Source organism: Pseudonocardia yuanmonensis, from assembly GCF_039542425.1.
Taxonomy (GTDB): domain Bacteria; phylum Actinomycetota; class Actinomycetes; order Mycobacteriales; family Pseudonocardiaceae; genus Pseudonocardia; species Pseudonocardia yuanmonensis.
In genome coordinates this window covers 319,716-340,596 of the sequence record NZ_BAABIC010000001.1, presented here as the reverse complement: position 1 = coordinate 340,596, position 20,881 = coordinate 319,716, and the positions used below count along the sequence as shown (strand labels likewise).

The 20,881-nt window shown below is 72.1% G+C and carries 19 protein-coding genes; 15 read left to right on the top strand and 4 right to left on the bottom strand.

What is annotated here, in order from left to right:
- Positions 1-31 precede the first annotated feature (31 nt).
- The 9 genes from atpA to ABD990_RS01500 all read left to right on the top strand — a co-directional run bounded on the left by atpA (position 32) and on the right by ABD990_RS01500 (position 10,449).
- Positions 32-1,678, top strand: a complete 1,647-nt coding sequence (gene atpA, locus ABD990_RS01540) for a F0F1 ATP synthase subunit alpha (RefSeq protein ID WP_345377796.1) — start codon at positions 32-34, stop codon at positions 1,676-1,678.
- Positions 1,679-1,691: 13 nt separating this feature from the next.
- Entirely contained in the window at positions 1,692-2,705 is a 1,014-nt protein-coding gene (locus ABD990_RS01535; protein WP_345377795.1) for a F0F1 ATP synthase subunit gamma, read from the top strand.
- Positions 2,705-4,141 (top strand): F0F1 ATP synthase subunit beta, encoded by a 1,437-nt coding sequence (atpD, locus tag ABD990_RS01530; protein ID WP_345377794.1) that lies wholly within the window; start codon positions 2,705-2,707, stop codon positions 4,139-4,141. Before ABD990_RS01535 ends, atpD begins: the two co-directional genes overlap by 1 nt.
- A gap of 45 nt (positions 4,142-4,186) precedes the next feature.
- The gene (locus ABD990_RS01525; protein ID WP_345378008.1) at positions 4,187-4,570 is read left to right on the top strand and encodes a F0F1 ATP synthase subunit epsilon; all 384 of its coding nucleotides are present in this window, start codon (positions 4,187-4,189) and stop codon (positions 4,568-4,570) included.
- A 32-nt stretch (positions 4,571-4,602) separates the two neighbouring features.
- Entirely contained in the window at positions 4,603-5,037 is a 435-nt protein-coding gene (locus tag ABD990_RS01520; protein WP_345377793.1) for a DUF2550 domain-containing protein, read from the top strand.
- A gap of 74 nt (positions 5,038-5,111) precedes the next feature.
- Positions 5,112-5,693, top strand: a complete 582-nt coding sequence (locus ABD990_RS01515) for a cob(I)yrinic acid a,c-diamide adenosyltransferase (RefSeq protein ID WP_345377792.1) — start codon at positions 5,112-5,114, stop codon at positions 5,691-5,693.
- A gap of 26 nt (positions 5,694-5,719) precedes the next feature.
- Positions 5,720-6,988, top strand: coding sequence for a UDP-N-acetylglucosamine 1-carboxyvinyltransferase (gene murA / locus ABD990_RS01510; protein ID WP_345377791.1), 1,269 nt, complete (start codon positions 5,720-5,722; stop codon positions 6,986-6,988).
- Between the two features lie 115 nt (positions 6,989-7,103).
- A complete protein-coding gene (locus tag ABD990_RS01505) occupies positions 7,104-8,078 on the top strand; it encodes a DUF1206 domain-containing protein (protein WP_345377790.1) in 975 nt (324 codons plus the stop codon).
- A 355-nt stretch (positions 8,079-8,433) separates the two neighbouring features.
- On the top strand, positions 8,434-10,449 hold the full coding sequence (locus ABD990_RS01500) for a protein meaA (protein ID WP_345377789.1): 2,016 nt from the start codon (positions 8,434-8,436) through the stop codon (positions 10,447-10,449).
- 1,243 nt (positions 10,450-11,692) lie between these two features.
- On the opposite strand, the gene ABD990_RS01495 is transcribed toward ABD990_RS01500, so the two are convergent.
- Complete coding sequence (locus ABD990_RS01495) at positions 11,693-13,183, bottom strand: methyl-accepting chemotaxis protein (protein ID WP_345377788.1); 1,491 nt, start codon at positions 13,181-13,183, stop codon at positions 11,693-11,695.
- Positions 13,184-13,454: 271 nt separating this feature from the next.
- Between ABD990_RS01495 and ehuB the strand changes: the two genes are divergently transcribed.
- The 4 genes from ehuB to ABD990_RS01475 are packed head-to-tail and all read left to right on the top strand — an operon-like array spanning position 13,455 to position 16,544.
- Positions 13,455-14,366 (top strand): ectoine/hydroxyectoine ABC transporter substrate-binding protein EhuB, encoded by a 912-nt coding sequence (ehuB, locus tag ABD990_RS01490; RefSeq protein ID WP_345377787.1) that lies wholly within the window; start codon positions 13,455-13,457, stop codon positions 14,364-14,366.
- An 18-nt stretch (positions 14,367-14,384) separates the two neighbouring features.
- Positions 14,385-15,113 carry an ectoine/hydroxyectoine ABC transporter permease subunit EhuC gene (gene ehuC, locus ABD990_RS01485; RefSeq protein WP_345377786.1) on the top strand — a complete coding sequence of 243 codons (729 nt, stop codon included), beginning with the start codon at positions 14,385-14,387 and terminating at the stop codon, positions 15,111-15,113.
- Positions 15,113-15,769, top strand: coding sequence for an ectoine/hydroxyectoine ABC transporter permease subunit EhuD (gene ehuD / locus ABD990_RS01480; RefSeq protein WP_345377785.1), 657 nt, complete (start codon positions 15,113-15,115; stop codon positions 15,767-15,769). The genes ehuC and ehuD overlap by 1 nt, the downstream gene beginning before the upstream one ends.
- A gap of 13 nt (positions 15,770-15,782) precedes the next feature.
- A complete protein-coding gene (locus ABD990_RS01475) occupies positions 15,783-16,544 on the top strand; it encodes an amino acid ABC transporter ATP-binding protein (protein WP_345377784.1) in 762 nt (253 codons plus the stop codon).
- Positions 16,545-16,584: 40 nt separating this feature from the next.
- On the opposite strand, the gene ABD990_RS01470 is transcribed toward ABD990_RS01475, so the two are convergent.
- Together ABD990_RS01470 and ABD990_RS01465 are read right to left on the bottom strand one after the other, a co-directional pair.
- Positions 16,585-17,472, bottom strand: coding sequence for a transporter substrate-binding domain-containing protein (locus ABD990_RS01470; protein WP_345377783.1), 888 nt, complete (start codon positions 17,470-17,472; stop codon positions 16,585-16,587).
- 24 nt (positions 17,473-17,496) lie between these two features.
- On the bottom strand, positions 17,497-18,267 hold the full coding sequence (locus tag ABD990_RS01465) for an enoyl-CoA hydratase-related protein (RefSeq protein WP_345377782.1): 771 nt from the start codon (positions 18,265-18,267) through the stop codon (positions 17,497-17,499).
- Between the two features lie 50 nt (positions 18,268-18,317).
- Between ABD990_RS01465 and ABD990_RS01460 the strand changes: the two genes are divergently transcribed.
- Together ABD990_RS01460 and ABD990_RS01455 are read left to right on the top strand one after the other, a co-directional pair.
- On the top strand, positions 18,318-19,019 hold the full coding sequence (locus ABD990_RS01460) for a TetR/AcrR family transcriptional regulator (RefSeq protein WP_345377781.1): 702 nt from the start codon (positions 18,318-18,320) through the stop codon (positions 19,017-19,019).
- Positions 19,020-19,024: 5 nt separating this feature from the next.
- Positions 19,025-20,260, top strand: a complete 1,236-nt coding sequence (locus ABD990_RS01455) for a cytochrome P450 family protein (RefSeq protein ID WP_345377780.1) — start codon at positions 19,025-19,027, stop codon at positions 20,258-20,260.
- A gap of 80 nt (positions 20,261-20,340) precedes the next feature.
- Here ABD990_RS01455 and ABD990_RS01450 read toward each other — a convergent pair whose 3' ends face one another.
- Entirely contained in the window at positions 20,341-20,877 is a 537-nt protein-coding gene (locus ABD990_RS01450) for an NUDIX domain-containing protein (protein WP_345377779.1), read from the bottom strand.
- Positions 20,878-20,881 lie beyond the last annotated feature (4 nt).

The window sequence follows — 20,881 nt, the reverse complement described above, 5'->3', positions numbered from 1 at the left end:
ACGTTTCGAAGAGAAGGAACAGACGACAGCCATGACAGAGCTGACGATCTCCCCGGAGGAGATCCGGAGTGCGATCTCCAGCTACGTCTCGTCGCTGGAGACCGGGACCTCCCGCGAAGAGGTGGGCACCGTCTCCGACACCGGTGACGGCATCGCCCACGTCGAGGGCCTGCCCTCGGCGATGACCAACGAGCTCCTCGAGTTCGAAGGGGGCGTGCGGGGTGTCGCGCTGAACCTCGACGCGCGCGAGATCGGCGCCGTGATCCTGGGGGACTACGGCGGTATCGAGGAGGGCCAGTCGGTCAAGCGGACCGGCGAGATCCTCTCGGTGCCGGTCGGCGACAAGTTCCTCGGGCGCGTCATCGACCCGCTGGGCAACCCGATCGACGGGCTCGGCGACATCGATGCCGAGGGCCGCCGCGTTCTGGAGCTCCAGGCCGCCTCCGTGATGGAGCGCCAGGAGGTCCGCGAGCCGCTGCAGACCGGCATCAAGGCCATCGACGCGATGACCCCGATCGGCCGCGGCCAGCGCCAGCTGATCATCGGCGACCGCAAGACCGGCAAGACCGCGGTCTGCGTCGACACGATCATCAACCAGCGCCAGAACTGGGAGTCGGGCGACCCGAAGAAGCAGGTCCGCTGCATCTACGTCGCCATCGGCCAGAAGGGCTCCACGATCGCCGGTATCCGGCAGTCGCTGGAGGACGCGGGCGCGCTCGAGTACACGACGATCGTCGCGGCGCCGGCGTCCGACCCGGCCGGCTTCAAGTGGCTCGCGCCCTACACCGGCTCGGCCATCGGCCAGCACTGGATGTACGGCGGCAACCACGTCCTGATCATCTTCGACGACCTGTCGAAGCAGGCCGAGGCGTACCGCGCGATCTCGCTGCTGCTGCGCCGTCCGCCGGGCCGCGAGGCCTACCCGGGCGACGTCTTCTACCTGCACTCCCGCCTGCTGGAGCGCTGCGCCAAGCTGTCGAACGACCTCGGTGCGGGCTCGATGACCGGCCTGCCGATCATCGAGACCAAGGCGAACGACGTGTCGGCCTACATCCCGACGAACGTCATCTCCATCACCGACGGCCAGGTCTTCCTCGAGTCGGACCTGTTCAACCAGGGCGTCCGGCCGGCGATCAACGTCGGCATCTCGGTCTCCCGGGTCGGCGGCTCGGCGCAGATCAAGGCGATGCGGTCGGTGTCCGGCTCGCTGCGTCTGGACCTGTCGCAGTACCGCGAGCTGGAGGCCTTCGCCGCGTTCGGTTCGGACCTCGACGCCGCGTCGGCCGCCGCGCTGGGCCGCGGCGAGCGCCTCGTCGAGCTGCTCAAACAGGCGCAGTACGCGCCGTTCGCGGTCGAGGACGAGGTCGTGTCGATCTGGCTCGGCACCTCGGGCCAGCTGGACTCGGTCCCGGTCGCCGACGTCGCGCGCTTCGAGTCCGAGTTCCTGGACCACCTGCGGCGCAACCACGAGGGTGTCCTCGCCGAGATCCGGGACACCGGGCTGCTCAAGGACGAGAACGTCGACCGGCTCAAGGGCCTGGTGGACGACTTCAAGCGGAACTTCACCGCGTCGGACGGGTCCTCGGTCGTCAAGGAGCCCCAGGCCGAGGCCCTCGAGGAGGACCAGGTCGACCACGAGACGGTCCGGGTCAACAAGCCGGCGCCGGCTTCGAGCTGACGGGTAGGGACCGATGGCGGCACAGATCCGTGTGCTGCGGCGGCGGATCAGGTCGACGCAGTCCATCAAGAAGATCACCCGTGCGATGGAGCTCATCGCGACCTCCCGGATCGCGAAGGCCCGGGCGCGGGTCGAGGAGGCCAAGCCTTACGCCGAGCAGATGACGGCCACGCTCACCGAGCTGGCCAGCAACTCGGCGCTCGACCACCCCCTCCTCGTCGAGCGGGAGAACCCGAAGCGGGCCGCGGTCCTCGTCGTGACGAGCGACCGCGGTCAGGCCGGTGGGTACAACGCCAACGTGCTCAAGGAGGCCGAGCAGCTCCAGACGCTCCTGCGCGAGCAGGGCAAGGAGCCGGTGCTCTACGTGGTCGGGCGCAAGGGGGTGAACTACTACCGGTTCCGCCGGCGGAAGATCGAGGACTCCTGGACCGGATTCTCCGAGCAGCCGACCTACGCGAACGCCGCCGAGGTGGCGCGCACCCTCGTCGCGGCGTTCATGGCAGGGGCGGACGACACCGAGGAGGGCGCCGGCGAGGACGGCGTCCGCGGCGTCGACGAACTGCACCTGGTGTACACGCAGTTCCGCAACATGGTGACCCAGGTGCCGCAGGCGCGGCGGATGGCACCGATGGAGGTCGAGTACGTCGGTGAGGGCGACGGCGTCGACGCGACGACGTCCGAGACCGAGACCGGCGGCGCGACGGGTGTCCGGCCGGGGGAGTCGGGCCCGTCGGCGGGCGACGGCCCGGCGCGGCTCTACGCGTTCGAGCCGAGCGCGGACGTGCTGTTCGACGCGCTCCTGCCGAAGTACGTCGGGGCACGGTTGTTCGCGGCGATGCTCGAGTCGGCGGCATCGGAGTCGGCCAACCGGCAGCGAGCCATGAAGGCCGCGACGGACAACGCCAACGAACTCATCCGTACCCTGACGCTGGAGGCCAACCAGGCCCGTCAGGCCCAGATCACCCAGGAGATCAGCGAGATCGTCGGTGGCGCCGACGCTCTCGTCAGCGCAGGAAGTGAGAGCTGATGACCGCCACCGTTGAGAACACGGCCGCCGGCACGACAACGGGCCGCGTCGTCCGGGTCACCGGCCCGGTCGTCGACGTCGAGTTCCCGCGCAACTTCGTCCCGGATCTCTACAACGCCCTCCAGGTGAAGGTGGAGTTCGGCGACCTGGCCAAGACGCTGACCTTGGAGGTCGCCCTGCACCTGGGCGACAATCTCGTCCGCGCGATCTCCATGCAGCCGACGGACGGCCTCGTCCGCGGCCAGCTGGTCGAGGACCTCGGCCGGCCGATCTCGGTGCCGGTCGGCGACCAGGTCAAGGGGCACGTGTTCAACGCGCTCGGCGACTGCCTCGACGACCCGGGATTCCGGCCGACCGGCGACCTGTGGAGCATCCACCGCAAGGCGCCGAACTTCGACCAGCTCGAGGGCAAGACCGAGATGCTGGAGACCGGCATCAAGGTCATCGACCTCCTCACCCCGTACGTGCAGGGTGGGAAGATCGGCCTGTTCGGCGGCGCCGGCGTGGGCAAGACGGTGCTCATCCAGGAGATGATCACCCGTGTCGCCAAGAACTTCGGTGGTACGTCGGTGTTCGCCGGCGTCGGCGAGCGCACCCGTGAGGGCAACGACCTCATCACGGAGATGACCGAGTCCGGCGTCATCAACGACACCGCGCTGGTGTTCGGGCAGATGGACGAGCCGCCGGGCACGCGTATGCGCGTCGCCCTGTCGGCGCTGACGATGGCGGAGTACTTCCGCGACGAGCAGGACCAGGACGTGCTGCTCTTCATCGACAACATCTTCCGGTTCACCCAGGCCGGCTCCGAGGTCTCCACGCTGCTGGGCCGCATGCCCTCCGCGGTGGGTTACCAGCCGACCCTGGCGGACGAGATGGGCGAGCTGCAGGAGCGGATCACCTCGACCCGCGGCCGCTCGATCACCTCGATGCAGGCGATCTACGTGCCCGCGGACGACTACACCGACCCCGCGCCGGCCACGACGTTCGCCCACCTGGACGCGACGACGGAGCTCTCCCGCCCGATCTCGCAGAAGGGCATCTACCCGGCGGTGGACCCGCTCACCTCGACCTCGCGGATCCTCGACCCGCAGTACATCGGCGAGGAGCACTTCCGCGTCGCCAACGAGGTCAAGCGGATCCTGCAGAAGTACAACGACCTGCAGGACATCATCGCGATCCTCGGTATCGACGAGCTGTCCGAGGAGGACAAGCAGCTCGTCGGCCGGGCCCGCCGGATCGAGCGCTTCCTGTCGCAGAACCTGCTGGTCGCCGAGCAGTTCACCGGCCAGCCGGGCTCGACGGTCCCCCTCAAGGAGACCATCGAGTCGTTCGACAAGATCGCCAAGGGCGAGTTCGACGACGTGCCGGAGCAGGCCTTCTTCCTCTGCGGTGGTCTCGAGGACCTCGAGAAGAACCGCAAGAAGCTCGAGGGCTGACCGCATGTGCCCACTCGCGACGAAGGAGCGGGTCAATTGGCTGAGATGACCGTGGAGCTGGTCGCGGTCGAGCGGCGGATCTGGTCGGGCGAGGCGAGCTTCGTGCTCGCCCGCACGACCGAGGGCGAGCTGGGCATCATGCCCGGCCACGAGCCCACGCTCGCGCAGCTCGAGGAGGCCGGCGTCGTCCGGATCGACCCGGTGGACGGCTCGCCGCTCACCGTGGCCGTGCACGGCGGCTTCCTGTCGATCTCGCCGGAGCGCGTGTCGATCCTGGCCGAGTTCGCCGAGCTGGCGGACGAGATCGACGTGAGCCGGGCCCGCGCCGCGCTCGACCGCGCGGACGGCTCGGACGAGGAGGGCGCGGCCGCGCGCAAGCGGGCCGAGGTACGGCTCCGGGCGGCCGAGGCCGCCACGGCCGGGCAGTAAGTCCGGACAACAGGCGGGAGCGTCGGGCAGCAGTGGCCGGGACCGTGGCGATCGTGGTCGGGGCCGTGCTGCTGCTCGCGTGCCTGCTGCTGGGCTGGCTCGCCGTGCGGCGGGTGAGACTCATGCGGGGCGGCGGCGTGGACCTGTGTCTGCGCCGCCGCTTCGCCGTCACGGACTGGCACTTCGGCGTGGGGCGCTACCGCGGGGACGAGTTCGCCTGGTACCGGCTCACGAGCTTCCGGCTCGGGCCGACCGTCGCGATCGACCGCACCGAGGTCGAGATTGTGGACCGGCGGGAGCCGCTGCCCGAGGAGTCCTTCGCCATCCCGTACGCCACCGCGGTGCTGCGCTGCCGTGACCACGGTGAGGACGTCGAGCTGGCCATGGACCGGGACGTCCTCACCGGCTTCCTGGCCTGGCTCGAGGCCACCCCGCCGGGCCGCACCGGCTACCGGCAGGCCAGCTGACCGCCCTCGCCGTCGGGCCAGGGTGTGCCGCTGGGGCGGACCTCCCGGTCGGGGCGCGGGGTTAGGCTCGACGCATGGCCGTGCACCTGACCAGGATCTACACCAAGACCGGCGACGACGGGACCACCGCGCTCGGCGACTTCAGCCGCGTCCCGAAGACGGACCGCCGGCTCGCGGCCTACGCCGACACGGACGAGTGCAACGCGGCCGTCGGCGTCGCCGTGACGGTCGGACAGCTGGAGGAACGCCTCCTCGTGCCGCTGCGGCAGGTGCAGAACGACCTGTTCGACGTCGGCGCGGACCTGTGCGCGCCGATCGTCTCCGATCCGGAGTACCCGCCGCTGCGGATCGACGAGAAGTACGTCACCCGGCTCGAGGGCTGGTGCGACGAGTTCAACGCCGACCTGCCCAAGCTGGCGTCGTTCATCCTGCCCGGCGGCACGCCCGGCGCCGCCTACCTGCACGTGGCCCGGACGGTCGCGCGGAGGGCGGAGCGGAGCGTCTGGGCGCTCCTGGAGACGGACGCCGAGCGGACCAACCCGCTGACCGCCAAGTACCTCAACCGGCTCTCCGACCTGCTCTTCATCCTCTGTCGCGCCGCGAACCCGAACGGTGACGTGCTGTGGCGGCCGGGTGGGCCCGAGGCGGGCGGCTGAGCCGGGAGCCGATACCGTCGGGCGTCGTGACGGAGCATTTCGCGGTCCGCGGCGGGGCCCGGCTGTCCGGGACGGTCGACGTCGTCGGGGCCAAGAACAGCGTGCTGAAGCTCATGGCGGCGGCGCTGCTGGCCGAGGGCACGACGACCATCACGAACTGTCCCGAGATCCTCGACGTCCCGCTGATGGCGGACGTGCTGCGCAGCCTCGGCTGCACGGTCGAGGTCGCGGGGGACCGGGTCACCATCGACGTGCCGGCCGAGCCGGGGGCCCAGGCGGACTACCGCTCGGTGTCGCGGCTGCGGGCGTCCGTGTGCGTGCTGGGCCCGCTGGTCGCCCGCTGCCGCAAGGCCGTCGTCCCGCTGCCCGGCGGCGACGCGATCGGCTCGCGCCCGCTGGACATGCACGCCAACGGCCTGCGCAAGTTGGGCGCGACCACCGAGATCGAGCACGGCCGCGTCGTCGCCCAGGCGGACGACCTGCACGGCGCGCAGATCTGGCTGGACTTCCCGAGCGTCGGGGCCACCGAGAACATCCTGATGGCGGCCGTGCTGGCCCAGGGGACCACGGTCATCGACAACGCGGCGCGCGAGCCCGAGATCGTGGACCTGTGCGTGATGCTGCAGCAGATGGGCGCCGAGCTCGAGGGCGTCGGCTCGTCGACGCTCACCGTGCACGGCGTCCCGGAGCTGCGGCCGACCACCCACCGCGTGATCGGCGACCGGATCGTCGGCGCGACGTGGGCCTTCGCCGCGGTGATGACCCGCGGCGAGGTCACGGTCCGCGGGGTCGACCCGCACCACCTGGACCTTGTCCTGGACAAGCTGCGCAGCGCGGGCGCCGAGACCCGCACCGGCACGGACGGGTTCTCGGTGTCCATGTCCGGCCGGCCCCGGGCCGTCGACTTCGTGACGCTGCCGTACCCGGGCTTCGCCACCGACCTGCAGCCGATGGCGATCGCCCTGTCCGCGGTGGCGGACGGCACCTCGATGATCACCGAGAACGTGTTCGAGGCGCGGTTCCGGTTCGTCGACGAGATGATCCGGCTGGGCGCCGACGCCCGCACGGACGGGCACCACGCCGTCGTGCGCGGGGTGGAGCGGCTTTCCAGCGCCCCGGTGTGGGCGAGCGACATCCGGGCCGGCGCGGGCCTCGTGCTCGCCGGGCTGTGCGCCGACGGCGTCACCGAGGTCTGGGACGTCGACCACATCGACCGCGGCTACCCCCGGTTCGTCGAGAACCTGGCGTCGCTGGGTGCGGACATCCGGCGGGTGTCGGTCGACCCCGACCGATAGCGCGGCCCGTTCCTCCTTCCGGAGCAGTCCGGGATGCCGGGAGCGTCCCGGCGTGCCACAGTCCGCGTCACCCCCGGGTGGCCCCTCGCCCGGACGCGTGATCGCGGAGGTTCCCATGACCGACGTCAGCCCGGCCGGATCGTCCCGCACCTCGGGGCAGCGTGACCCCGGGCAGACGCCGCGGCGCAGGCAGGAGCCGTCGGAGACGTCGGACCGGACGGCGGGCTCCGGCGTCGGCGGGGCCGTGGGCGAGGTCGCCGGGTCCGTCGGCACGGCGGCCCGCGACGCCCACCGGCACGCCGCTCGGGCCGCCCGCAGCGAACCCGTCCGCAAGGGCGCCCGCCTGGGGATCGCCGCCAATGGTGTGCTGCACCTCCTCATAGGGTGGCTCGCGCTGCAGATCGCCCTGGGCGGGGGCGGGGGCGAGGCCGACCAGCGCGGCGCGGTGACCACGCTCGCGCAGCAGCCCTTCGGTCGGGTGCTGCTCTGGGTGCTGTTCGTCGGGTTCGTGGCCGTGGTGCTGTGGCGGCTGTCCACCGCGCTGTTCGGCTTCGGCTACGTCGAGGACGGCAAGAAGAAGTTGGTCAAGCGCCTGGTCAGCGCCGGACAGGCCGTGGTGTACGCCGCGCTGGCGGTCCTGACGGTCCGGGCCGCGGTGCAGGGGAGCGCGCAGGGCGGCGGCGGCAGCCAGGCGACCGCCGGCGTGCTCGGCCTGCCGGGCGGACAGGTCATCGTCGCGCTCGTCGGCATCGGCGTGGTCATCGGCGGCGGCGTGATGATCTGGCACGGCGCGAAGAAGAAGTTCACCGAGGACCAGGACCTCGCCGGTGTTCACCCGCACGCCCGCAAGGTCGACGAGCGGACCGGGCAGGTCGGCTACATTGCCAAGGGGATCGCGATCGGTGTGCTCGGCGGCCTGATCGTGTCCGCGGCCCTCACCTTCGACCCGGCCAAGGCCAACGGCCTCGACAGCGCGCTCAAGACCCTCGCCGGCCAGCCCTTCGGCGTCGTGCTGCTGGGTCTGGTCGCGCTGGGCATCGCGGCCTACGGCATCTTCTGCTTCTTCGACGCGAAGTACCACCGGGTCTGACAGCGCCTGCTCACACGCGGCGAACACGCCGTGCCGTACATGCGCGCGATCATGAGCGCACTCGCCGAAGGGCTTCCCGGCGCCCGCGTGGCGGAGGTATCGGGTGCGGGCCACCTCCCGCACCTGACCCATCCCGGGGTCTACGCCGACCTCCTGATCTCCCACGCTGCATCGGACCCGAGCCTCGAGCCCCTCCGACCGGAGGGGCCTGCGACGGCTTGATCGGTCGAGTGCGTACTTTGCCGCGCAGATCGCGTACTTTTCCACCCAGACAGGTGTGACGACGTCCGTTCGTCGGGGGTGGCGGAGGCTACCGGCCAGTACGATCCGGGGGTCTTCGACGTGGAGGTGTCCGGTGCCGTACCCGACCGACCGAGAGCGCGACCGCCCCTGGGTGATCCGGACCTACGCCGGTCACTCCTCGGCGGAGAAGTCCAACGCGCTCTACCGGCGCAATCTCGCCAAGGGCCAGACCGGCCTGTCCGTCGCGTTCGACCTGCCGACGCAGACCGGCTACGACCCCGACGACGAGCTCGCCAAGGGTGAGGTGGGCAAGGTCGGGGTGCCGGTCAGCCACATCGGCGACATGCGGACGCTCTTCGACGGCATCCCGGTCGCCGAGGCCAACACCTCGATGACGATCAACGCACCGGCGATGTGGCTGCTCGCGCTGTACGTCGCCGTCGCCGAGGAGCAGGCCGAGGCCTCGGGGCTGGACCACGCCGAGGTGCGCGCGAAGCTCGCCGGCACCACGCAGAACGACATCGTCAAGGAGTACCTGTCCCGCGGGACCTACGTGTTCCCGCCGGCCCCGAGCCTGCGGCTGATCACGGACATGGTGGCGTGGTCGGTCACCGAGATCCCGAAGTGGAACCCGATCAACATCTGCAGCTACCACCTGCAGGAGGCGGGCGCGACGCCGGCGCAGGAGCTGGCCTACTCGCTGTCCACCGCGATCGCGGTGCTGGACTCGGTGCGCGACTCGGGTCAGGTGCCGCAGGAACGGTTCGGGGACGTCGTCGGGCGGATCTCGTTCTTCGTCAACGCCGGGCTGCGGTTCGTCGAGGAGATGTGCAAGCTGCGCGCCCTCGGCCGGCTGTGGGACACGATCACCCGCGAGCGCTACGGCGTGGAGAACCCGAAGCAGCGGCGGCTGCGCTACGGCGTGCAGGTCAACTCGCTGGGGCTCACCGAGGCCCAGCCGGAGAACAACGTCCAGCGGATCGTGCTGGAGATGCTCGCGGTGACCCTGTCCCGGGACGCCCGCGCCCGCGCGATCCAGCTGCCGGCCTGGAACGAGGCGCTCGGCCTGCCGCGGCCGTGGGACCAGCAGTGGGCGCTGCGGATGCAGCAGGTGCTCGCCTACGAGACCGACCTGCTCGAGTACGAGGACATCTTCGAGGGCTCGAGGGTCATCGAGGCCAAGGTGTCCGAGCTCGTCGAGGCCGCGCAGGCGGAGATCGACCGGGTCCAGGAGATGGGCGGGGCGGTCGCGGCCGTCGAGAACGGCTACATGAAGGGCGAGCTGGTCACGGCCCTGGCCGAACGACGCCGTCGGATCGAGTCCGGCGAGGACGTCGTGGTCGGCGTGAACAAGTTCGAGACGACCGAGCCCAGCCCGCTGCAGGGCGACGCCGCCGCGATCGAGACCGTCGACCCGGCGACCGAGGCCGCCGCCGTCGCCGCGATCCAGCAGTGGCGGGCGTCGCGGGACCAGGCCGCGGTGTCCGAGGTGCTGACGAGGCTGCAGGACGCGGCCAAGACCGACGAGAACCTCATGCAGGTCTCGATCGACTGCGCCAAGGCGGGCGTCACCACCGGCGAGTGGGCCGGGGCGCTGCGCGAGGTGTTCGGGGAGTTCCGGGCGCCGACCGGGGTGTCGGCTGCCGTCGCAGGCGGGGAGGCCGCGGTGGAGATCGCGGAGGTGCGCGAGCGGGTCCGGGCGACCGGCGAGGAGCTGGGCTCGCGGCTGCGCATGCTCGTGGGCAAGCCGGGCCTCGACGGGCACTCCAACGGCGCCGAGCAGGTCGCCGTGCGCGCCCGCGACGTCGGCTTCGAGGTCGTCTACCAGGGCATTCGCCTCACCCCGGCGCAGATCGTGGCGGCGGCGGTGCAGGAGGGCGTGCACGTCGTCGGCCTGTCGGTGCTGTCCGGCTCGCACCTCGAGGTCGTGCCGGCGGTCGTCGAGGGCCTGCGGGCCCAGGGCGCGGACGACGTCCCGGTCATCGTCGGCGGCATCATCCCGGCCGAGGACGCGAAGGCGCTGAAGGAGAAGGGCGTCGCCGCCGTCTTCACGCCGAAGGACTACCAGCTCACCGACATGATGGACGAGATCGTCACCCTGGTCCGCCGGGAGCACGGGCTGGACTGAACCCCGAGGCAGGGGAGCGAGCGGCACTCTCGTTCAGTAGGTATGAGCGAGAGTGCCGTTCGCGCATGTCGTGCCGGGGTGTGCGAGAGGCTCGGGCCTCCTCACTCGTGGTCGAGTGATCCACGATGGGGCAACGGGACGTCCGGAATCCGACTGTTCTCCTGCTCGGGCGTGGATCATGGGGTGCTCCGACCGTCGCGGTGCTGCGGATTGCCTGGGGCGTCCTGCCGCGTTCCACATCCACCGGGCGCAGCGGCCCCGCCCGGCACGCCGATGGAGACGTCGCACATCCGCCCGAGTGCGCCACAACGGTGAGGGCGTCGCACTTCCGGCGAGGCTTCGTGCACCCGGCAGGGCTACATACAGCGAGCAGGGGCTCCCGCACCTGGCAGGGCCACGCATCGGGCCGGCCCGCACCGGGCAGGGTTTCGTGCACCCGACAGGGCGTCGCGCACCTGGCAGGGCGTCGTGCCCGCGGCAGGGCCTCGCGCACGCGGCAAGGCCTCGTACACCCGGCAGGGCGTCACGCACCCGCCGGGGTATGGCACACCGGCCGTGGCGGCGCGGCACACCTGAAGTAGACGCGGCACAACCCGTCGACGGGTTGTGGGACGCCGAAGCGGGTGTGCGAGCCGGCCTGGTTCGAGTGGCGCGAGATCGCCGGCTGCCCGCTGCTCCGTGCCGGTGCGGCTGCCCGACGCCGCCTGCTGCTGACCCGGACACCTCGCACACCACGTCGGCCGTGACACACCCGGTCGACGGCGTGTGCGACGAACCCGGCGGGTGTGAGGTCACGTCACGAAGGGTGTGCCGCCGCCGTCGCGATGTGCCGCGGCAGGTCGGGGTGTGCCGGCGACGTCGGAGGTCGCGCTCCGTCGGGCCTGCCGGCACCGCCGGACTATGCCGGCGACGTCGGAGGTCGCGCGCCGTCGGGCGTATCGGCGCCGCCGGGGTGTGGCGCGGCGCGTCGGGTTGTGCGGCGATGCCGGCGGTCGCGCCATTGCGCGTGCCGGTACCGCTGGGTGTGCTGGCGGCGTCTGAGGTCGCACCCCGTCGGGTGCGTCGGCGACGCCGGAGGTCGCGCGCCATCGGGGTATGCCGGCACCGCCGGGGTGTGCCGGCACCGCCGGGGTGTGCCGGCACCGCCGGGGTGTGCCGGCACCGCCGGGGTGTGCCGGTCCGTCGGGTGTGCCGGTCTGTCGGTGTGCCGAGGACGGGCGCTGGTCGCCGGAGGGCGAGCGGGTCAGGCCTCCTCGCGGTCTTCGCCGCGGCGGCGGAAGAAGCCGAAGCCGGGGATGCCGTTGATGGCCTGCCGCACGCCCTTGAGCTCCTCGAGCAGCTCGTGGACGTCCGGGCCGACCCGGTCGAGCGTCGCGAGGATCGGCATGATGTCGCTCTCCAGGTGCTCGGTGAGCGCGGGGAGCTGGTCGACCATGCGGATCGCCGCGTGCAGCTCCTCCTCGGAGAACTCGTCGACGAACCGCGTGGCCAGCGGGGCGGCGCGCTCCGCGATGGGGCGGTAGGTCGCGAGGAGCGCGCCGGCCTGCTCGCTGAGCCCGGAGGCGTCGCCGACGAGGTGGTCCGCGCGGTCGGCGACGGCGGCGGCCCGCTGCACCAGCTCGGAGGCGTCGTCGGCGACCGAGCCCGCGCCCGCGACGATCGTGCGGGCGTCGTCGGCGACGGAACCGGCCGATCGGACGATCCGCTCGGCGTCTCCCGCGACGGTCCCGACCCGGGCGACGAGTTCCTCCGCGGACGCGGCGGTGCCCTGGACCCGCTCGATCAGCTCCGAGGCCGACCCGGCGGTCCCGCCGACCCGGGTGATGAGCTCCTCGGCCGAGCCGGCCGTGCCACTGACCCGCGTGATCAGCTCGTCCGCCGAGCCCGCGGTCCCGGAGACCCGCGTGATCAGCTCGTCGGCCGACCCGGCGGTCGCGGTGACCCGGGTGATGAGCTCGTCCGCCGACCCGGCGGTCGCGGCGACCCGCGTGATGAGCTCGTCGGCCGACCCGGCGGTCGCGGTGACCCGGGTGATGAGTTCGTCCGCCGAGCCGGCGGTGCCGCCCACCCGCGTGATGAGCTCCTCGGCCGACTCGGCGGTGCCGCCGACGCGCGTGATCAGCTCCTCGGCCGACTCGGCGGTGCCGCCCACCCGCGTGATGAGCTCCTCGGCCGACTCGGCCGTCCCGCCGACCCGCGTGATCAGCTCGTCGGCCGACCCGGCGGTCGCGGTGACCCGGGTGATGAGCTCGTCCGCGGAGCCGGCGGTCGCGGCGACCCGCGTGATGAGCTCGTCGGCCGTTCCCGCGGTGCCGCGGACCCCCGCCACGAGCCCCTCGGCCTCCTCGGCGACCGCGCCGACCCGGGCGACCAGCGCCTCCGCGTCCGACGCGGTCCTGGTGACCCGCGTGATCAGCGCCGTGGCGTCCGTGGCGGTCCGGTCGACCCGCGCGACGAGGTCCTCCGCGGTCCCCGCGACCCGCTCGACCCGGCCGATCAGCCCGTCGGCCCGGTCCGCGACGCCGTCGACGCGGTCGAGCAGGCCCTCGACCCGGCCCGCGATCCCGTTGACCCGGGCGAGCAGGGTGGCGACCTCGTCGAGCAGCCCCGCGGTGCGCTCCGGCAGCCCGGCCGCGACGCCGACGGCCTCGCCCGTCCACCCGGCGACCGCCCGCGCCCCGTCGACCAGGTCCGAGGGGCCCGGGAGGGGCAGGCCCGCGATGCGAAGTGCCATGGCGTGATCCTCCCGTATCCCGGCGATCACGGCCGGGTCACCGCGCCGCGACGCGCACCGATCACTCTCCGGAACCGCCGCCGCTCCCGGTCAGTGCGGTACGTCGCCGTTCGTCACAGTCGCGTAACGACCGTGCGTAGTCGCCGCCAGCCTTTGACCAGTCATGATCGACCACCTACGTTCGATCTCCGTTGCCGGTCACCGGCGCAGGGGGTGTGCCCGGTCCGGCCTGCTCGAGACGACGCCGTCGACAGCCGAAGGGGTGCCTGCCATGTCCGGAAATTCGTGGACCCGCCGAGAGTTCTTCCGCCGCAGCGCGATCGCCGGGGCCGTGGCCCTCGGCGGCCCGGCCCTGTTGTCGGCCTGCACGCAGACCAGCACGGGGGGCGCCGGCGCGGGCGGCACGCTCGAGCGCGCGAGGTCCGCCGGCACGATGAAGGTGGGCATCGCCAACGAGGCGCCCTACGGGTTCACGGACAGTACCGGCAAGGTCACCGGCGAGTCGGTGGAGGTCGGCCGCGCGGTGCTGAAGAACCTGGGGATCAACGACATCCAGGCGACCACCGTGGACTTCGGGTCGCTCATCCCGGCGCTCAACGCCAACCAGTTCGACATGGTCACCGCGGGCATGTTCATCAACGCGCAGCGCTGCCAGAACGCGGCCTTCTCCACCCCGGACTACACCGCGCCCACGGCGTTCCTCGTGCCGACGGGCAACCCGGACGGGGTGTCCACCTTCGAGGACATCAAGAACAAGAACCTCCGGCTCGCGGTCCTCTCCGGCGCCGTCGAGCAGGGGTACGCGCAGAAGAGCGGCGTGCCGGACAGCCAGATCCAGGTCTTCGACTCGCAGAACACGCTGCTGCAGGCGGTCACCGCGGACCGGGTCGACGCCGCGGCGCTCACGAACATCTCGCTCAACGACGTCGTCGCCAAGAACCCCGGCTCGAACGTCGAGGTCACCAAGGGGTTCTTCCCCACGATCGACGGGAAGCAGACGGTCTCCGCGGGCGCCTTCGTGTTCCGCAAGGCCGACACCGACCTCGTCAACGCCTTCAACGGCGAGCTGACGAAGCTGCACCAGAGCGGACAGTGGTTGCAGATCGTCACGCCCTTCGGGTTCACCCAGGACAACCTGCCGGGCGCGGACGTCACGACCGAGAAGCTCTGCGCGGCCGCCTGAGCACGGCACGGGTCCACGGTGGAGAACCTCCCGCAGATCGTCGGCGTCCTGTCCGACGGCATTCCCGAGACCGTCATCGCGACGCTCGGGGGCGTGCTCCTGACGATCGTCCTGTCGGTCGCCGCGGGCCTGCTGCTGCTCTCGCCGTCGCGCACGGTGCGGGGCGTGACGCGGGTGTACGTGGAGGGTTTCCGCGGCACCTCCGAGGTCGTCCAGCTGTTCTGGATCTACTTCGTCCTGCCGGTCCTGGTGGGGTTCCAGCTGCTGCCGCTGTTCGCCGGCATCGTGGTGCTGGGGCTCAACCACGGCGCGTACGGCGCCGAGATCGTGCGCGGCGCGGTCCGCTCGGTGCCCCGCGCCCAGTACGAGGGCGCGATCGCGTTGAGCCTCTCGCCGGCGCAGCGGATGCGCCGCGTGATCCTGCCGCAGGCCTTCGTGGAGATGCTGCCGCCCTTCAACAACCTGTTCATCCAGCTGCTGAAGTCGTCGGCGATCCTCGCCCTGATCACCGTGCCGGAGGTGACCCGGCAGGCGCGTGAGGTGCTGATCCCGAACTTCGGCGCCGACACGCTGCTGATCTTCGGCGTGACCTTCGTGATCTACCTGGTGCTCGCCGCGCTGATCACGTTGGTGATGCGGCTGCTGGAGCGGGTGGCCTCGGCACGGCTCGGCCGCCGGCCCTCCCGCGCGGCGCGGGCGGCGGCGCGGGCTGCCGGACCGACGGGGACCGAGGGGGTCGCGGCCTGATGCCCGTCTGGGACTGGAACTACGCGTTCGACATCCTGCCGGACCTGCTCCTGGCGCTGGTCACGACGATCGAGATCACGCTGCTCGGCTCGGTGGTGGCGCTCCTGCTCGGGCTGGTGTTCGCGGTGCTGCGGCGCCTGCGCATCCCGGTGCTGGACCAGGTGCTGTGGGCCTTCGTCGAGGTGGTGCGCTCGACCCCGCTGCTGGTCCAGGTCTTCTTCCTGTTCTTCGTGCTGCCCCAGTTCGGGGTCACGCTGAGCGCGTTCGTGGTCGGCGTCGTCGGGCTCGGCGTCCACTACGCGACCTACACCTCCGAGGTCTACCGCGCGGGGATCGACGCGATCCCGAAGGGGCAGTGGGAGGCGTGCACCGCGCTCTCCCTGCCACGCCTGCGGGTGTGGACCGGCGTGATCCTGCCCCAGGCGGTCCCGCGCGTCCTGCCGGCGCTGGGCAACTACGTGATCTCGATGTTCAAGGAGGTCCCGCTGCTGCTCGCGATCGGCGTGGTCGAGGTCGTCAACGAGGCGCGCGAGCTCGGCTCGCTGACCTTCCGCTACACCGAGCCCTACACCATCGCCGGCCTGCTCTTCCTGCTGCTGAGCTACCCGGCGTCCATGTTGGTCCGACGACTGGAGCGCCGCCGTGTCACCGCCTGACACCTCCGAACCCATGATCGTGTTCGACGGCGTGGAGAAGCGCTTCGGGTCGAACGTCGTGCTGAAGGACCTGAGCTTCACCGTGGCGCCGGGGGAGCACGTCACCCTGATCGGCCCCTCGGGTTCGGGCAAGACGACGATCCTGCGCCTGCTCATGACCTTGGAGCAGTGCAACGAGGGCACCATCTCCGTCGGCGGTCGCTACCTGTCCCACGAGGAGCGCGGCGGGAAGCTCGGCCCGCCGCGCGAGAAGTACCTGCGCGACGTCCGCAAGCACATCGGGATGGTCTTCCAGCAGTTCAACCTGTTCCCGAACATGACCGTGCGCGGCAACCTCTGCGAGGGCCCGACGCGGGTGCTCGGGCTGTCGAAGGACGAGGCGAACGCCCGCGCCGAGGAGTTGCTCGACCTCGTGGGGCTCAAGGAGAAGATCGACGCCCACCCCACCCAGCTCTCCGGCGGTCAGCAGCAGCGCGTGGCGATCGCCCGCGCGCTCGCGATGCGCCCGGACGTGCTGCTGCTCGACGAGGTGACCTCGGCGCTGGACCCCGAGCTCGTCGCCGGCGTGCTGAAGCTGTTGCGGGACATCGGCGACACCACCGACATCACGATCCTCTGCGTGACCCACGAGATGGGGTTCGCGCGGGACTTCTCGCACCGGGTGATGATGTTCGACGGCGGCCGCGTGCTCGAGGACGCGCCCCCGGAGAAGCTCTTCACCGAGCCGGACCACCAGCGCACCAAGGACTTCCTGCAGGCCGTGCTCGCCCACTGACCCGTGCGCGGCAACTGCCGTCTGGAGGGGCAGTCGCCCCTCACGACCCGGGCTGACCTGCGCAGATCGCCTCGGCGGTGAGGCCGGCGGGCGGGAGGTTCTCGGCGTCGAACCCGAAGGGCCGCACGATCTCGAGCCAGCGACCCGAGGTCTGCAGCTCGGTGAGGCCGGCGTCGAAGGCGCTGCGCAGGTCGGCGTCGGCGGGGCGGAAGGCGAAGGCACCCACCGGGTAGACCCGCCGCCCGTCCGCGTCGACCCGGGCGGCGACGCCGGGGGTCACCTGCACCGGCGTGCCCGGGTTGCGGGCCAGCTCGTCGAGCAGGGAGATGCGGGTCAGCGCGGCGGCCGGGACCTCGTTGCCGGCGACCGCACGGAACAGCGTGCTCTGCCCGTCGTAGGTGCGGATCGCCTCGGGCGGGACGCCGGCCGCGCGCGCGAACTCCTCCTCCGCCGACCCGGTCAGCACCCCGAGGGTGATCCCCGCGCGCCGCACGCCGTCGAACGTCCGGATGCCGTGGGGGTTGCCCGCGGGGACGAGGAAGGCCAGCGGCGCCAGGAAGTCCGGCCGGGAGAAGGCGACGCGCGCGCACCGGGTCGGGGTGATCGTGGTGCCGGCGGCGACGATGTCGAACTGCTCGGCCACCAGCCCGTCGAGCAGGTCGCGGAACGGGACCTGGATCGCCTCGATCCCGCCGACCCCGAGCCCGGCGAGGACGGCCCGGGCGACCTCGGGCGCCTCCCCGGTGACCGTGCCGTCCGTGGCCGAGTAGCCGTAGGGCCGCTCGCCCGCGATACCGATGCGCGCCACGCCGTCCGCCCGCATGCGCTCCAGCGCCGAGCCCGCGCGTGACCCGCACGCACCCAGCGCGGCGGCGCCTCCGAGCGCGGCCGCCCCGGCCAGGAGCGATCGTCGGGAGACCAGGTGCATCGCGCCGAAGGGTAACGGCTGCCCCTAGTCCGGCCAGACGGGCTTGCGCTTCTCCAGGAACGAGGCCATGCCCTCCTTCGCGCCCGCGGAGTGCGACATCGCCGCCATGACCTCGACGGCGATCGCGTAGGCGTCCGCCTCCGGGCGGTCGAGCTGCGCGTAGAGCGTCTGCTTGCCGACCTCCTTGCCGAACCGGCTGCCGCGGGTGGCGCGGGCGAGCAGCTCGTCCGTCCTCGCGTCGAGCTCGGCGTCCGGCACGACGTAGTTGACCAGGCCCCAGTCCGCGGCGGTGCGGGCGTCGATCGGGTCGCCGGTCAGGGCGAGCTCCATCAGCCGCTTGCGGCCGACGTTGCGCGCCACCGGGACCGCCGGGGTGTGGCAGAACCAGCCGCCCTTGCCGCCGGGCAGCGCGAAGGCCGCGGACTCGGCCGCGACGGCGAGGTCGCAGGTCGCGACGAGCTGGCAGCCGGCCGCCGTCGCGATGGCGTGGACCTTCGCGACCACCACCTGCGGCACGGCCTGGATCGTCTGCATGACCTCGGTGCACAGGGTGAGCAGCTCGCGGACGCCCTTGAGATCCCGCGCGGCGACGTCGGCGAAGTCGTGCCCGGCCGAGAAGGCCTTGCCCTCGGCGCCGAGCACGATCCCGGTCGCGTCGCTGCTGCCGGCGGTCTCGAACGCGTCGAGCAGCTCGCGGAGGTGGTCCTCGGAGAGGGCGTTGCGGCGCTCCGGGCGGTTCATCGTGATGCGGACGGTCTCCCCGTCCTGCTTGACCAGGAGGTGCTCGTAACCCATGGGTCCAACGGTAGCTGGACGGGCGGGCGGAACGGGTCTACCGTGACCGCATGACCGGATCGGCAGTTTCAGTCACGCGGTCACGGGAGGACCGGCTCCTCGACGCGGCCGCCGACCTGCTGGTCCGGTGGGGCTACCAGCGGGTGACGATCGACGAGGTCGCGCGCCGCGCCGGGGTCGGGAAGGGCACGGTCTACCTGCACTTCCGCACCAAGGAGGCGCTCTTCCTCGCCGTCCTGCTGCGCAGCCACCGCACGGTGACCGCGCGGATGGCCGACCGGATGGAGGCCGATCCCGCGGAGGCGCTGCCCGCCCGCGCCGTCCGGTCGATCTACCGCGAGCTGCTCGACGACCCGGTGACCCGGCCGCTCTACCTCGGCGACCCCGAGGTGCTCGGCCGGCTCGCCCACGAGGCCGCCGACGCCCTCGGCGACCTCACGGCGAAGCGCACCGAGGTCGGCCGGCGCTGGTTCGGGCTGCTGCGCGAGGCGGGCCGGATGCCCACCGACCTGCCGATCGACGCGCAGATGCACCTCTTCACGGCTGTCACCACCGGCTTCTTCTTCCTCGACGGCATGCCGACCGCGCCCGGGCCGGCGGACCCGGACGCCCGTGCCGACCTGCTCGAACACGCCCTGCGGAGCGCCCTGGAGATCCCGGGCGCACCGCTCACGCACGAGTGCGCGGCGGAGTGCGCGGCGCTCTTCCGCTCGCTGCTCGACGTTCTACCCACCCTGAGCGAAACCAGGTGACCACCATGGCCGTGCTCGACGCGCCCGCCCTCACCGACCCGGAACTCCTCGCCGACCCCTGGCACGCGTTCGGCCGCCTCCGCGAGCAGGCGCCCGTGCTGCGCAGCCGGTTCGGCTACGGCGCCGACGAGGCCCCGCTGTGGCTCGTGACCCGCTACGCCGACGTCCGCGCGGTGCTGAGCGACCCGCGGTTCGTCAACGACCCGGCGAACGCCCCCGGCGGCCGGGACACCCGCAAGGAGCTGATGGCCGCGATCGGCCTGACGCCGGACCTCACGGACTACATGACCCGCAGCGTGCTCGACGCGGACGGCGCCGACCACACCCGGCTGCGCAAGCTCGTCTCCCGGGCGTTCACCGTCCGCCGCGTCGGCGACCTGCGGCCGCGCGTCGAGGAGATCACCGCGGAGCTGCTCGCGGGCCTCGCGACCGCGGAGCAACCGGTCGACCTGGTCGAGGCCTACGCCTACCCCCTGCCGATCACGGTGATCTGCGAGCTCGTCGGGATCCCGGAGGAGGACCGTGCGAACTGGCACGTCTGGGGGCGCGAGCTCGTGTCGACCGACCCGGCCCGGGTGCCCGGCGCGATGCGGGCCACCGTCGACCACATCCGGGACCTGGTCGCGCGCCGCCGCGCCCAGCCGACGGACGACCTGCTCGGTGCGATGATCCGCGCGCAGGAGGACGGCGACCGGCTCTCGGACTTCGAGCTGGTCACGATGGTGCTCGCCCTGGTCTTCGCCGGGCACGAGACGACCGCGCACCTGATCGCGAACTCGGTCGCCGCGCTGCTCAGCCGCCCCGACCAGCTCGCCAGGCTGCAGGCCGACCCCGCCCTGTGGCCGACGGCGGTGAACGAGCTGATGCGGCTCTGGGGACCCGTCAGCATGGTGCGCGTGCGGTACGCGACCGAGCCGGTGGAGATCGGCGGGGTGGAGATCCCGGCCGGTGCGGCCGTGCAGCCGATCCTGCTGTCCGCCAACGGCGACCCCCGCGAGTTCGACGACGCCGAGGCGTTCGACGTCGCACGGCGGACCGAGCGCGGGGAGGGGCACCTCGGGTTCGGCCACGGCGCGCACTACTGCCTCGGCGCCGCGCTGGCCCGGCAGGAGGGGGAGGTGGCGCTGCGGGCGCTGTTCACCCGCTTCCCGTCCCTGGAGCTCGCCGTCCCGCCCGAGGAACTGGTGTGGCAGCCCGTCCCGGGCTCGCGCCGCCTCGCCGCCCTCCCCGTCCGCCTGTAGCTCTCGAGGGGTGAGCGAACGGCGCTCTCGCTCAGTAGGTGTGAGCGAGAGTGCCGTTCGCCCGGGTCACGGGGCGCGGTTCACCGGGTGCGGCGGTCGTGCAGGACCAGGAGCATGTAGGCGGCAACGGACTGGGCGTCCGTGATCGCGCCGTCGGCGATCATCGCCTCGAACTCGGTGATGCCGAACCAGGCCTGCCGCATGTCCTGCTCGGTGTGCTCGCGCTGCGCCTCGCCCTCGGTGAGCTCCGTGGCGAGGTAGACGTGCCCGCGCTGGCTGGACATGCCGGGAGCGACGTCGAGCGTGCCGATCTTCTCCATCCGCCCCGCCCGCAGCCCGGTCTCCTCGACCAGCTCGCGGACGGCCAGCTCGGCGGGGTCCTGGGCGGCGCGGTCCGGCGCGGTGCCGGCGGGGAACTCCCAGCGCCGCAGGCCGATCGGGTAGCGGAACTGCTCCACGAGGTGCAGCCGGTCGCCGTCGCGGGGGATCACCAGGGCGTACGTCGGCTTGTCGATCACGCCGTAGACGCCGTCCGTGCCGTCGGGGCGGCGCACGGCGTCCTCGCGGACGGTCATCCAGTCGTTCGCGTAGACCTGCCGGGTCGAGAGGGTCTCCACACGG